Origin of the sequence: Saccharomonospora azurea NA-128, from assembly GCF_000231055.2 — a bacterium.
In the GTDB taxonomy this organism is placed as follows: domain Bacteria; phylum Actinomycetota; class Actinomycetes; order Mycobacteriales; family Pseudonocardiaceae; genus Saccharomonospora; species Saccharomonospora azurea.
Map to the genome: position 1 here is coordinate 1,834,851 of NZ_CM001466.1, position 12,197 is coordinate 1,847,047.

The following is a 12,197-nucleotide window of genomic DNA, read 5'->3' on the forward strand; positions in this document are numbered from 1 at the left end:
GAGAACCAACGGAAAAGATCCGATCCGGAAAAGTGTCCCGGGACCAGCACCGGGTGCGGAAACCGCACGGTGACCGAACGCCTCCGAGGGTAGACCGCCGGGGCACGCGGTGCAACAACCACCCCCCACATGGCGGCACCCTTTTCCGATCAACGGAAGCGGGCCTCCCACGGTGGTCCCGATGCCCTCACGAGTCCGCGTTCGAACGAACGCCGACCAGGTCGACGGGCAACTCGAAGACCTCGAAACCCGTAACGTCGACGCCGTGCGGGAGTATTCCCGTGGTGGTCAACGCGAGCACCGTCGGACCGGCTCCGGAGATCACCGCGGCCACGCCGCGAGCGCGCAGGGCCCGCATGAGCCGCACGGACGCCGGATACGCGGGCTCCCGATAGTCCTGGTGCAGCCGGTCCTCGGTCGCCGCGAACAGCAGGTCGGGCCGGGCGGTGACGGCGTGGACGGCCAACGCGCTGCGGCCCGCCGCGAACGCCGCGTCGCCGTGCGGCACGGTGTCGGGCAGCAGAGCACGCGTCTCGCCCGTGGACGACAGTTCCGACGGAACGGCCACCACGGGCCTGATCGCGGGGTGCGGGCGGAGCCGCTGCGCATGGAACTCCCGACCCACCTGCCACGCCACCACGAACCCGCCGAACAGGCTCGCGGCGGCGTTGTCCGCGTGTCCCTCGAACTCGGCGGCCAGCTGGAGCGCGTCGTCGTCGACATCCTTGCCGGCCAACGCGTATCCCGCCGCGATGCCCGCGACGACGGCCGCGGCGGACGACCCGAGGCCGCGCGCGTGCGGAATGGCGTTGCGGCAGCGCAACGCCACACCGGGCACGGTCACGCCGAGGTGCCCGCAGGCGCGCCGCAGAGCCCGCACCACCAGGTGCGACTCGTCGGTGGGCACGCCCGACATGTCACCCGCCCCGGCGTCGATCACCTCGACCTCGAGGCCCGAACCCGTGACCTCGATCTCGACGACGTCGTGCAGCGCCAACGCCATGCCGAAGGCGTCGAACCCCGGCCCGAGGTTCGCCGTCGAGGCCGGGACGGTGATCGTGTACTTCACTCCCACACTCGTTTCCAGATACGCGGGTGCCTACAGTTTCAGCGCCGCGGCCACGGCGCCGGGGTCGACCGCGAGCGGCTCGACCTCCACGTTGCCCTCCAGGGCCGTCGCCGGGTCCTTGAGGCCGTGCCCGGTGACCGTGCACACCACGGTCGAGCCCTTCGGCAGCCGCCCGTCCGCCGCCGTCTGCAAGAGACCGGCGACGCTCGTCGCCGAGGCGGGCTCCACGAACACGCCCTCGCGGCTCGCGAGCAGGCGGTACGCGTCCAGGATCCGCTCGTCGGTCACCGCGTCGAAGAGACCACCACTGGCCGTCTTGGCCTTGACCGCCGACTCCCACGAGGCCGGGCTGCCCACGCGGATCGCGGTGGCCACCGTCTCCGGGTTCTTCACCGGCTCGCCCGTGACCAGCGGCGCGGCCCCCGCGGCCTGGAAACCGAACATGCGCGGGACGTCGGTCACGACGCCGTCCGCGGCGTACTCGGTGTAGCCGGCCCAGTAGGCGGTGATGTTGCCCGCATTGCCGACCGGAAGGCAGTGGATGTCGGGTGCCTGCCCCAGCGCGTCGCAGATCTCCCAGGCGGCCGTCTTCTGCCCCACGAGCCGGACCGGGTTCACCGAGTTCACGAGCGTGACCGGGTAGTCGGCCGCCGTCTTGCGCGCCAGCTCCAGGCAGTCGTCGAAGTTGCCGTCGATCTGGAGGATGCGCGCCCCGTGCAGCACGGCCTGCGCCATCTTGCCCATCGCGATCTTGCCCTGCGGTACGAGCACGGCCGTGGTGAGGCCCGCGCGCGCGGCGTAGGCGGACGCCGAGGCGGACGTGTTGCCGGTGGACGCGCAGATGACCGCCTTCAGGCCGCTGGCCTTGGCGTGCGTGATCGCCACCGTCATACCGCGGTCCTTGAACGAGCCGGTGGGATTGGCGCCCTCGACCTTCAGGTACACCGTGCACCCGGTCAGCTCGGACAGGTGCGGCGCGGCCAGCAGCGGCGTGTTGCCCTCGCCCAACGTGACGATCTCGGCGCCTTCCGGCACCGGAATGCGCGACGCGTACGCCGTGATGATGCCCGGCCAACCCGGGCGCACACCCTGTCCCGCCGCCGAAGAGCCCTGCCCGTTCACGAGTCCTCGCCTTCCACCCGCATCACACTGACCACGTTCCGCACCACGTCGAGCTTGCTGATCTCGCTCACCGTGGCCTCCAGCGCCGCGTCCGGCGCCAGGTGCGTCACCACCACGAGGCTCGCGGTGGAATGCTTGTCCCGCTGCCGCACGGCCGCGATGCTGACCCCGTGCACGGCGAAGACCTGCGCGATCTGCGCCAGCACACCCGGCTTGTCGGCCACGTCGAGACTGATGTGGTAGCGGGTCGGCGTCTGCCCCATCGGCCGCACCGGCAGAACGGCGTGTGCGGACTCGCGCGGCCCACGACCGCCCGCGACCCGGTTGCGGGCCGCCGCCACGAAGTCTCCCAGCACGGCACTCGCGGTGGGCGCGCCACCGGCGCCCTGGCCGTAGAACATCAGCTCGCCCGCGGCCTCGGCCTCGACGTACACGGCGTTGAACGCGCCGCTGACGCCCGCGAGCTGGTGACTCCGCGGGATCATCACCGGGTGGACGCGGGCGGACACCGACTCCGTGCCGTCCTCCGCCGTCACCCGCTCGCAGATCGCGAGCAACTTGACCGTCCGGTTCAGCCGCTTCGCCGCACCGATGTCCGAGGCACTGATGTTCGTGATGCCCTCGCGGTACACGTCGGACGCCGTGACCCTCGTGTGGAACGCCAGCGACGCGAGGATCGCCGCCTTCGACGCGGCGTCGTACCCGTCGACGTCGGCGCTGGGGTCCGCCTCCGCGTACCCGAGCCGCGTGGCCTCGTCCAGCGTCTCGGCGTAGCCGGCGCCCGTGGAGTCCATAGCGGACAGAATGAAGTTGGTGGTGCCGTTGACGATTCCCATGACCCGGGTGATCCGGTCGCCCGCCAGCGACTCGCGCAGAGGACGCAGCAACGGGATCGCACCGGCCACGGCCGCCTCGTAGTAGAGGTCGACGCCGGTCTCGCTCGCGGCCGCCGCGAGCTCCGCGCCGTGCTCGGCAAGCAGCGCCTTGTTCCCGGTGACCACCGACTTACCCTTGCGCAGCGCGGTCAACAGCCAACCGCGCACCGGCTCGATGCCGCCGATCAACTCGATCACGACGTCCACATCGGACTCCACGAGCTTGCCGGCGTCCGACGTCACCAGATGCTGCGGGAGCTCGGGATGCTTGTCCGGCCTGCGCACCGCGATGCCCGCCAGTTCGACAGGCGCACCGATCCGGGCGGCCAGCTCGTCGGAGTCGTCCAGCAACCGGCGGACGACCTCGCTGCCGACCGTGCCACAACCCAGCAGCGCGACCCGGACCGGAGTCTCACGACGTTCGCTCACGACACCTCCAGTTTCCTGCGGGACGCTCACGTCACGACACCTCCAGGCGGAACAGGTCCTCGTTCGTCTCCCGCCTCAACAACAGCCGGTGGTTGCCGTTACGCACCGCCACGACGGCGGGCCGCGGTTGCTTGTTGTAGTTGCTCGCCATCGAGTAGCAGTACGCACCCGTGGCGGCCACGGCGAGCAGATCCCCAGGGGCCAGGGTGTCCGGCAACCAGCAGTCGCGGACCACGATGTCGCCGGACTCACAGTGCTTTCCCACGACCCGGGACAGCACGGCGCCACCCACACCCGGCTGGCCGTCGCTGCTCGACCGCGACACCAGGCGGCAGTCGTACGCGGCCTCGTACAGCGCGGTGCGGATGTTGTCGCTCATGCCGCCGTCCACGCTCACGTAGCGGCGGGCGACGTCCTCGCCGAGCGTCACGTCCTTGATCGTGCCGACCTCGTAGAGAGTCACCGTGCCCGGCCCGGCGATGGCCCGACCCGGCTCGCCCGCGATCCGCGGCACGGGCAGGTCGGCGAACGCGCACTCCTTGCGGACGATCTCGCGGATCTGCGTGATCATCTGTGCGGGTGGCGGTGGGTTGTCACGGTCGGTGTAGGAGATACCGAAACCGCCGCCGAGGTCCACGACGGACAGTTGATCGAGCAGCTCGGCGCCGTGTTCCTTGCGCAGGTCGGCGAGCAGGCCGATCACCCGGCGGGCGGCGACCTCGAACCCGTCGGTGTCGAAGATCTGCGACCCGATGTGACTGTGCAGGCCGACCAGCTTCAGCGACGGGCTGTTGAGCACCCGGCGCACGGCCTCGGCCGCATCGCCCGAGGCGAGCGAGAACCCGAACTTCTGGTCCTCGTGAGCGGTGGCGATGAACTCGTGCGTGTGCGCCTCGACACCCACGGTGACGCGCACCATGACCGCCTGCTCGATGCCGTGCCGCTCGGCGATCTCGGCGAGCCGCGCGATCTCGTGGTACGAGTCGAGCACCACGGTGCCCACTCCCACCTCGACGGCGTGCTCCAGCTCGGCGATCGACTTGTTGTTGCCGTGGAACGCGATCCGCTCGACCGGGAACTCCGCCCGCAACGCGACGGCCAGCTCACCGCCGCTGCACACGTCGAGACTCAGGCCCTTCTCCGCGACCCAGCGCGCGACCTCCGTACAGAGGAACGCCTTGGCGGCGTAGTGCACCAGCGCCGGGTCCTCGAACGCCTCGGCGTACTCGGCGCAGCGCGCCTTGAAGTCCACCTCGTCGATCACGAACAGCGGCGTGCCGTACGTCTTCGCGAGTTCCCGCACGTCCACCCCCGCGATCCGAACCACACCGTCGGGTGCGCGGTAGGTGTTGCGTGGCCAGACCTTCGGGTAGAGCCGGTCGAGCTCTTCCGAAGTGGACGGCGGGAAGCCCGCCTGGTCCGCTTGCGGGTAAACCTCCGCATGACGAGGCCCCGCGGGGTGTGCGCACATCAGCTACGTTCCTTTACGGCGAACCCGCACGACGCCGAGCGCCGTGCGGGGGTACTGCAGTTGGCCACGTCCTCGACGGTACGCCGCCGAGGCGCCGGACACCCTGCTACATCCGCTCCGGTGCGGACACTCCGAGCAGCGACAGCCCGTTGGCGAGCACCTGACGGGCGGCCTCGCACAGGGCGAGCCGGGCGTACGTGAGCGGGGTCGGCTCCTCGTCACCCTGTGGCAGAACACGCGCGGCGTCGTAGAACTTGTGGTAGGCCGACGCCAGCGCTTCGAGGTAGCGGGCGACGCGGTGCGGTTCCCGCAGTTCGGCCGCCTTCTTCAACGTCGCGGGGAACTCCCCGATCGTCCTGATCAGGTCGCCCTCCCTCGGGTGGGTCAACAGGCTGACGTCGGCGTCGGCCCGCAGTTCGAGGTCGTGTTCGGCGGCGTTGCGCTGCAGGGACGCCAACCTGGCGTGCGCGTACTGCACGTAGAACACCGGGTTGTCGTTGCTGCGCTTGCGCAACAGGTCGAGGTCGACGTCCAGCGGAGAGTCGACCGAGTAACGGCTCAGCTCGTAGCGTGCGGCGTCGACGCCGACGGCCTCGACGAGGTCCTCCATCGTGACGACCGTGCCCGCGCGCTTGCTCATGCGCACCGGCTTGCCGCCGCTGACGAGGTTGACGAGCTGCCCGGTCAACACCTCCACGGCGTCGGGGCTGCGGCCCATCGCGGCCGCGGCGGCCTTCAACCGCGCGATGTAGCCGTGGTGGTCGGCGCCGAGCATGTAGACACACAGGTCGAAACCACGGTCGAGCTTGTCGCGCAGGTAGGCGATGTCGCCGGCGATGTAGGCGGGCGAACCGTCCGACTTGACCACGACACGGTCCTTGTCGTCACCGTGCTCGGTGGACCGCAGCCACCACGCGTCGTCGGCGTTGTAGAGGCTGCCCGACTCCTTGAGCTCGCTGAGGATCCGGTCGAGGGCACCCGAGGTGTGCAGCGACTTCTCGGAGAACCAGACGTCGAAGTCGGTGCCGAACTCGCTCAGCGTGCGCTTGATCTCGTCGAGCATGAGCTCCACGCCCAGGCGCTTGAACGTCTCGAGCCTCTGCTCAGCGGGCTGGGACAGCGCACTCGGCTCACGGCGCAGTACCTCGGCGGCGATGTCGCCGATGTAGGCACCCGCGTAGCCGTCCTCGGGCGTGGGCTTGCCCTCGGCGGCGGCGATCAGCGACTCGGCGAAGCGGTCGATCTGCGCCCCGGCGTCGTTGATGTAGTACTCGCGCGTCACCTTGGCGCCCTGCGCGGCGAGCAACCTGCCGAGGGCGTCGCCCACGGCCGCCCACCGCGTGCCGCCGAGGTGGATGGGGCCGGTCGGGTTCGCCGACACGAACTCCAGGTTGATGCTGCGACCTTCATAGGCGTCGCCCCGGCCGTAGTCGGCGCCCGCCTCCAGCACCTGCCGCACGATCTCGCCCTGCGCGTCGGCGGCGAGGCGGAGGTTGAGGAACCCGGGACCCGCCACCTCGGCCGAGTCGACCTCGGGTGAGGCGGAGATCACATCGGCGAGCTCCTGCGCGAACTCCCGAGGCTGCAACCCGGCCTTCTTCGCCACCTGCAGCGCGAGATTCGTCGCGTAGTCGCCGTGCTCGGGATTGCGGGGTCGCTCCACCGTCACGCGCTCGGGCAGGATGCTGTGATCCAGCCCGCGATCGGAGAAGATCCGGGCGGCGGACGTACGAACGAGATCAGCGAGAGCGGCGGGAGTCACGAGCCGAGTGTAAGTCCGACGGCGTCCAGGGTTGACACCGGTCGCCGCTAGTATCACTACACTTCAGAGCGGGTAATCGCAGCCGGAGGAATCGACGGGAGCCATGGCCAACGGAAAGCAGAAGAAAGGCGCCGCCAAGAAGAAGGGCAGCGTCGCAGCGGCCCGGGGTTCGGTGGTCGCCGGCAAGCAGACTCCGTGGGGCACCATCGCCGCGGTCGTGGGCATCGTCCTGCTCGCCGCCGGCGTTTTCGGCTACTACTACGTGGCCTCGGGCGACCAGCGCGCCCAGCGGGAACGCGAGGAGGCCGCGGCGAGCTTCGCACCGAACGCGGACAATCCCGACCCCTCCACCAAGATCGACGGCGTCGTGACCGAGGAGTACGTCGGCGGGGCGCACGTGCTGCCCGACGAGCGCGTCGCCTACGACAAGACGCCCCCGTTCGGTGGCCCGCACGACGGTTACTGGGCCGCGTGCACCGGCACCGTCTACCCGGAGGCCGTTCGCACCGAGAACATGGTGCACTCGCTCGAACACGGCGCGGTCTGGATCGCCTACGACCCGGACAAGGTCAAGGGCGAGCAGCTGGACGAGCTGAAGCTCCGCGTCGAGGGCGAGCCGTTCATGATGATGTCGCCGTACCCCGGTCTCGACTCCCCCGTCTCGCTGCAGTCCTGGGGTCACCAGCTGAAGGTCGACAGCGTCGAGGACGAGCGCATCGACCAGTTCATCGCCGCGCTGCGCCGGAACCCGAACACCTATCCCGAGGTCGGCGCCTCCTGTGACGCGCTCGGGCCCGGCATGTTCGACCCCGACAACCCGCCGGCGTTCAACGCCGAGCCTCCCGGCCCCGACGCCAAGCCGATGGACTACCAGGGCAGCGACGGCGCCCCGGAGGAGGAGATGGGCACCCAGATGCCTCCGCAGCAGCAGGGGTCGTCGACACAGAGCGAGGGCTGAGTATTGGCGGGACAGGAGCGACCCGAAGCGGAGACGTCTGCCGAGACGGATGTCACTCCCCGGAGCGGGCCTCCCACCTGGTCGCGCGTGGTGGTCTTCGGTGCCGCGGCGCTCGCGGCACTGCTCATCGGCGCCACGATCGGTCTCGCCATCGGGCAGAGCCGCAGTGGGGACGACACTCCGCCGACCCCGCAGGCCGGTTCCGTCGAGGTCGGGTTCGCCCACGACATGTCCCGCCACCATCTTCAGGCCGTGACGATGGCCAACTGGGCTCGCGATCACAGCGACGACCCGGAGATTCGGCAGCTCGCGTTCGACATCGCGAGTGTCCAGCTCGAACAGGTCGGTCGGATGAAGGGCTGGCTCATGCTGTGGGGCCAGCCCGAGGAACCGCTCGGCGAGCCGATGAAGTGGATGTCGGGCCCTCAGGGCCACGGCCATGCCCACGGCTCGCCGGGCAGCACCACGACCGACGACGGTCGGATGCCCGGCATGGCCAGTGAGGAGGAGCTGGCCACGATGCGTTCGCTGTCCGGCGAGGAGCTGGACGTCTACTTCCTCCAGCTCATGCTGCGCCACCACGAGGGCGGCGTCGACATGGCCCAGTACGGCCACGACCACTCGTCCGTGCAGTCGGTGAAGACGCTCGCGAAGAGCATGCTGGTCTCGCAGGGCGCCGAGATGGACACCATGCGCGGCATGCTCGCCGAACGTGGCGCGGAGCCGCTGCCGTTCCCCTGACCGGCTACCAGTGCAGTTGGGCGCAGCGGCGCGCTGATTCCTTCGGCTCCACCTGCAGCGTCGCGTGCTCGATCGCGTAGCGGGTGGACAGCAGGTGCTGCGCCGACGCGAGCACGTCCGCCGGCTCCGCCCCGACGTCGATCGTCAGGTGTGCCGAGGCCACCTCCATGCCTGACGTCAACGTCCAGACGTGCAGGTCGTGGACGTCGGCCACACCGGGAAGGTCGTGCAGGTCGCGGTTGAGCGCCTCCACGTCGATGGTGTGCGGTGCGTGCTGGAACAGGATGCGCAACGCGCGGCGGGCGAGCACCACGGTGCGCGGCAGCACGAAGAGCCCGATGGCCACACCGATGATCGGGTCCGCGTACCGCCAGCCGGTGGTGAGGGTCAGCGCGCCGCTGACGAGTACGCCGACCGAGCCGACGAGGTCGGCGAGCACTTCGAGGTACGCGCCGCGCACGTTGAGGCTCTCCTGAGCGCCACGGCGCAGCAACAGGAAGGCGATGACGTTCGCCACGAGCCCGACCGTGGCCACCAGCAGCACCGGGAGCCCCGGCACCTCCGGCGGGTCGGTGATGCGGTCGATCGCCTCGTACACCACGTATCCGGCCACCGAGAACAGCAGCAGCGCGTTGGCGAGCGCGGCCAGCACCTCGGCGCGGTACATGCCGAAGGTGCGGGTGAACGTGGGCCCGCTGCGACGGCCGAGCTGGATGGCGACGAGCGCCATGCCGATGCCGAGCACGTCGGTGAACATGTGGGCGGCGTCGGAGAGCAGCGCCAACGACGACGTCGCGATACCGACACCGAACTCGACGACCATCACCACGGCGCCGAGAGCGAGGGCTATGGCCAGACTCACGACGTACCGACCCGATGCGCTCGCGTTCGGCGACGGCAGGTGTCCGTGCCCGTGGCCGTGTCCCATCGCCTCGCCTTCCTCCGACCCGTACCGAGGCCGAACGTATAGCGATATGCGCATGATTGCAAGTAGTGGCACATGTGTCCGCAACGACACCCGCCACCGACGCCGAAGCTTCCCCTTACCCTCCCCGGCCAAACCCCCGGATCATGAAAGGCAACCCGCCGACACAGCCCCTCCGGGCCATGCGCTAAGCTTTCCTCATCGCACGCGCGATGGGCCCTCGTAGCTCAGTGGATAGAGCACTGCCCTCCGGAGGCAGGTGTCGCAGGTTCGAATCCTGCCGAGGGCGCCCCACGCGAAGCACACGAAACGGGCCTCGACCAGCGGAAACGCCAGTCGAGGCCCGTTCTCGTTGTACCCGACCAAACCCGGTGACACCCGGTCGAGTCCGGAGCCGATCGCCGCCGCAGCCATGACGATCCACGGTGACGTCGCCGTGTTGGGGGCCTCGACCCTGCCCGCGCATCGGGGTCGGGGTGCGCAGTCGCGGCCGAACGTCCATCACCGGGTATGACTCGCCTCCGGGCACATCAGCTCGATCCACCGCGACAAGCGCGACGCTGGCGAAATCCCGATGCGGGCGTTGGTTCCGCTTGCCATCCTGAGCCCATGTCGACGTTCGAAGCGCTTGTCGCCGAGGGTGAAGCGGTCCCGACCGAGGGGTGGGACTTCTCGTGGTTCGACGGCCGTGCGACCGAACAGCGCCCGTCCTGGGGCTATGCGCGGTTGCTCGCCGAGCGGATGTCGAAGGCGGAGGCGGCACTCGACATCCAGACCGGCGGGGGCGAGGTGCTCGCCTCCATCCCGGTCGCTCCACCGGCGCTGGCGGCGACCGAGTCGTGGCCGCCGAACCTGGTGAGAGCCCGACGCAACCTCGCCCCGTTCGACGCCCAGGTGGTCGAGGTCTCCGATTCGGACGACCTGCCGTTCCCGTCAGGCCACTTCGATCTGGTGGTCAGCCGGCACCCCGTCCGCACCCGGTGGGACGAGATCCATCGGGTTCTGCGCCCGGACGGTACGTACCTCTCCCAGGCCGTGGGCGCAGGCTCGGTACGCGAGCTGACCGACTTCCTGATGGGCCCGCAGCCGGTCCACCCGTCGCGCAGCCCGATCGTGGCGGTGGCCGACGCGGAGTCGGCCGGACTGGACGTCGTGGACCTACGACAGGAAGCACTCCGGATGGAGTTCCACGACATCGCCGCCGTGGTGCACTTCCTCCGCAAGGTGATCTGGATCGTCCCGGGCTTCACCGTCGACGCCTACCGTGACCGCCTCGCGGAGCTCCACGACTTCATGCAGCGCCACGGTCCCTTCGTGGCCTACTCGCACCGCTTCCTCATCGAGGCCCGGAAGAAGGCCTAGGAACGGCGGCGAGAATCCCCGAAAAACGACGTGGTCGCCGTTCCACCCTCACGAACGGCGACCACGCGATCAGTACTCAGCAGTTCGGCGCGCTCCAGAACCGGCTCGCCTTGTTCCCCACGTGCACGTGGTCGTTGTGGCCCGGGTAGCCCGGCCCGAGGAGTTCCTCGAAGCCCGCCGACTTACCGCTGTTCCACATCTGGCACTGGCTGGGCGAGCTGCTCAGCCCGAGGTCCGCGGCCTGGCCGTACATGTGCAGGCTCGTGGACGAACCACCCACCGACGAGTTGCACGACACGCTGCGGAAGCCGGAGGTCACCACGAGCGGGCGGTCACCGAGCTTGTGGCGCATGGCTTCGAGCTGCCACATGACCCGGCGCATGTTCTCGCGCGCCGTGGCCGCCGTGACCTTGCCACCGTTGTAGTTGCGGGCACCGCAGTTGTAGTTGAACTCCGAGTGGTCGAAGTGGATGGGCGTGCAGTCCGCGTCCTGCAGCTGGTAGATCTTGTTGAACGTCTGGGTTCCGGCCACACCGTCCGCGGACAGGCCGTATCCACTTTGGAATCGCTTCACGGCCGCCGCGGTGGCGGGCCCGTACTGTCCGTCGATCGCGAGGTTCTCCCCCGACGCGACCCAACCGGCCACGCGGATCTGCAGTTCCCTCACATCACTGCCGCTCATGCCGCTGCTGAGCGTGCGGCTCCAGGTGTAGCACTCGTCGGCCGACGCGGTGCTGGGCGCCACCGCCTCCACCGCCACCGTGCCACCGAGTGCGATCGCCAGAACGGCGAGCACATATCCGATCCGTTTACGCATTGCGCCTCCGCGAGAAGAGTGCGTCGTGCAGGGTTCGTCGCACGCTCGGCATCCTTGCCGTGGATCTCTCGCGGAGTCAATGCAAGTATCGAGAATTTCCGCCTAGCGGCTCAGTACCGAAGTGGCGGTTGCGGTGACGGAGCCGATGTGGTGGCCAGAGCCTTCACCTTCGCGCAGCCGTAGAGCAAGTAGCCGGCGGCCAGGACGGCGGCGAGGAAACCCAGCACGGTGAGCGCGAAAGCGTCGTCGTCGGGGTCGAGGAAACTGCCGTAGCGGCCGACGTCGGCGGCGAGGAAGTAGACGAGGTACGCCAGCGGCGGCCCGAGCACCGCTGTCGCTCCGCGCCACCACGGGGATCGCGGCTCGTGCCGCCTCCCACCCGCGAACGCCGGATACAGCAGCAGTCCGGTGTAGACGATGGCGGTGAACAGACTGGCCTGCTGGCTCAGCCCCGGCATCGCGCTCTGCAGGCCCACCTCGCCGACGATGGAGAGAAAGCCGATGCAGGCGAAGGCCACGATGAGCAGCCGTCAGAGGCTGACCCCGACGAGCACCCCGACCGGGACGCGCTGCTGCTGCGGCCACGGCTGATGGCCGTATCCGGGCGGAGGCGGCGGGCCGGGCGGCCTGTGCGGTGGTCGGGGCGAGGCCATCCCGTGCCCGGGC

11 protein-coding genes and 1 tRNA gene are annotated in these 12,197 nt (G+C 69.6%); 4 read left to right on the forward strand and 8 right to left on the reverse strand.

The genetic code is table 11. From position 1 onward, the window contains the following. Positions 1-187 precede the first annotated feature (187 nt). The 5 genes from thrB to argS all read right to left on the reverse strand — a co-directional run bounded on the left by thrB (position 188) and on the right by argS (position 6,728). Positions 188-1,069 carry a homoserine kinase gene (thrB, locus tag SACAZDRAFT_RS08305; protein WP_040927714.1) on the reverse strand — a complete coding sequence of 294 codons (882 nt, stop codon included), beginning with the start codon at positions 1,067-1,069 and terminating at the stop codon, positions 188-190. Between the two features lie 30 nt (positions 1,070-1,099). Next, a complete protein-coding gene (gene thrC / locus SACAZDRAFT_RS08310) occupies positions 1,100-2,191 on the reverse strand; it encodes a threonine synthase (protein WP_005440525.1) in 1,092 nt (363 codons plus the stop codon). Next, positions 2,188-3,495 carry a homoserine dehydrogenase gene (locus SACAZDRAFT_RS08315; protein ID WP_005440526.1) on the reverse strand — a complete coding sequence of 436 codons (1,308 nt, stop codon included), beginning with the start codon at positions 3,493-3,495 and terminating at the stop codon, positions 2,188-2,190. Before SACAZDRAFT_RS08315 ends, thrC begins: the two co-directional genes overlap by 4 nt. Before the next feature lie 31 nt (positions 3,496-3,526). Then, positions 3,527-4,966 (reverse strand): diaminopimelate decarboxylase, encoded by a 1,440-nt coding sequence (gene lysA / locus SACAZDRAFT_RS08320; RefSeq protein WP_005440527.1) that lies wholly within the window; start codon positions 4,964-4,966, stop codon positions 3,527-3,529. A gap of 106 nt (positions 4,967-5,072) precedes the next feature. Then, entirely contained in the window at positions 5,073-6,728 is a 1,656-nt protein-coding gene (gene argS, locus SACAZDRAFT_RS08325) for an arginine--tRNA ligase (protein WP_005440528.1), read from the reverse strand. A gap of 103 nt (positions 6,729-6,831) precedes the next feature. Between argS and SACAZDRAFT_RS08330 the strand changes: the two genes are divergently transcribed. After that, a complete protein-coding gene (locus tag SACAZDRAFT_RS08330) occupies positions 6,832-7,686 on the forward strand; it encodes a DUF3105 domain-containing protein (RefSeq protein ID WP_005440529.1) in 855 nt (284 codons plus the stop codon). Between the two features lie 3 nt (positions 7,687-7,689). Next, positions 7,690-8,427, forward strand: a complete 738-nt coding sequence (locus SACAZDRAFT_RS08335; RefSeq protein ID WP_005440530.1) for a DUF305 domain-containing protein — start codon at positions 7,690-7,692, stop codon at positions 8,425-8,427. Between the two features lie 4 nt (positions 8,428-8,431). On the opposite strand, the gene SACAZDRAFT_RS08340 is transcribed toward SACAZDRAFT_RS08335, so the two are convergent. After that, complete coding sequence (locus SACAZDRAFT_RS08340; RefSeq protein ID WP_005440531.1) at positions 8,432-9,355, reverse strand: cation diffusion facilitator family transporter; 924 nt, start codon at positions 9,353-9,355, stop codon at positions 8,432-8,434. A gap of 213 nt (positions 9,356-9,568) precedes the next feature. Between SACAZDRAFT_RS08340 and SACAZDRAFT_RS08345 the strand changes: the two genes are divergently transcribed. Both SACAZDRAFT_RS08345 and SACAZDRAFT_RS08350 read left to right on the forward strand, forming a co-directional pair. Continuing rightward, a tRNA-Arg gene (locus SACAZDRAFT_RS08345) sits at positions 9,569-9,641 on the forward strand. Positions 9,642-9,961: 320 nt separating this feature from the next. Further along, a complete protein-coding gene (locus tag SACAZDRAFT_RS08350) occupies positions 9,962-10,714 on the forward strand; it encodes a class I SAM-dependent methyltransferase (protein ID WP_005440532.1) in 753 nt (250 codons plus the stop codon). A gap of 76 nt (positions 10,715-10,790) precedes the next feature. Here the strand turns inward: SACAZDRAFT_RS08350 and SACAZDRAFT_RS08355 are convergent, their stop codons facing one another. Together SACAZDRAFT_RS08355 and SACAZDRAFT_RS08360 are read right to left on the reverse strand one after the other, a co-directional pair. Continuing rightward, complete coding sequence (locus tag SACAZDRAFT_RS08355) at positions 10,791-11,531, reverse strand: M15 family metallopeptidase (RefSeq protein ID WP_005440533.1); 741 nt, start codon at positions 11,529-11,531, stop codon at positions 10,791-10,793. A 110-nt stretch (positions 11,532-11,641) separates the two neighbouring features. After that, positions 11,642-12,049: a hypothetical protein gene (locus SACAZDRAFT_RS08360; protein WP_005440534.1), complete on the reverse strand. Its 408-nt coding sequence runs from the start codon at positions 12,047-12,049 to the stop codon at positions 11,642-11,644. Positions 12,050-12,197: the final 148 nt, after the last annotated feature.

Excerpts from the sequence above, each read along its gene's own strand:
- SACAZDRAFT_RS08330 (WP_005440529.1), top strand. The coding sequence starts at position 6,832 with ATGGCCAACGGAAAGCAGAAGAAAGGCGCCGCCAAGAAGAAGGGCAGC.
- SACAZDRAFT_RS08340 (WP_005440531.1), bottom strand. The coding sequence starts at position 9,355 with ATGGGACACGGCCACGGGCACGGACACCTGCCGTCGCCGAACGCGAGC.
- SACAZDRAFT_RS08350 (WP_005440532.1), top strand. The coding sequence starts at position 9,962 with ATGTCGACGTTCGAAGCGCTTGTCGCCGAGGGTGAAGCGGTCCCGACC.
- lysA (WP_005440527.1), bottom strand. The coding sequence starts at position 4,966 with ATGTGCGCACACCCCGCGGGGCCTCGTCATGCGGAGGTTTACCCGCAA.
- SACAZDRAFT_RS08355 (WP_005440533.1), bottom strand. The coding sequence starts at position 11,531 with ATGCGTAAACGGATCGGATATGTGCTCGCCGTTCTGGCGATCGCACTC.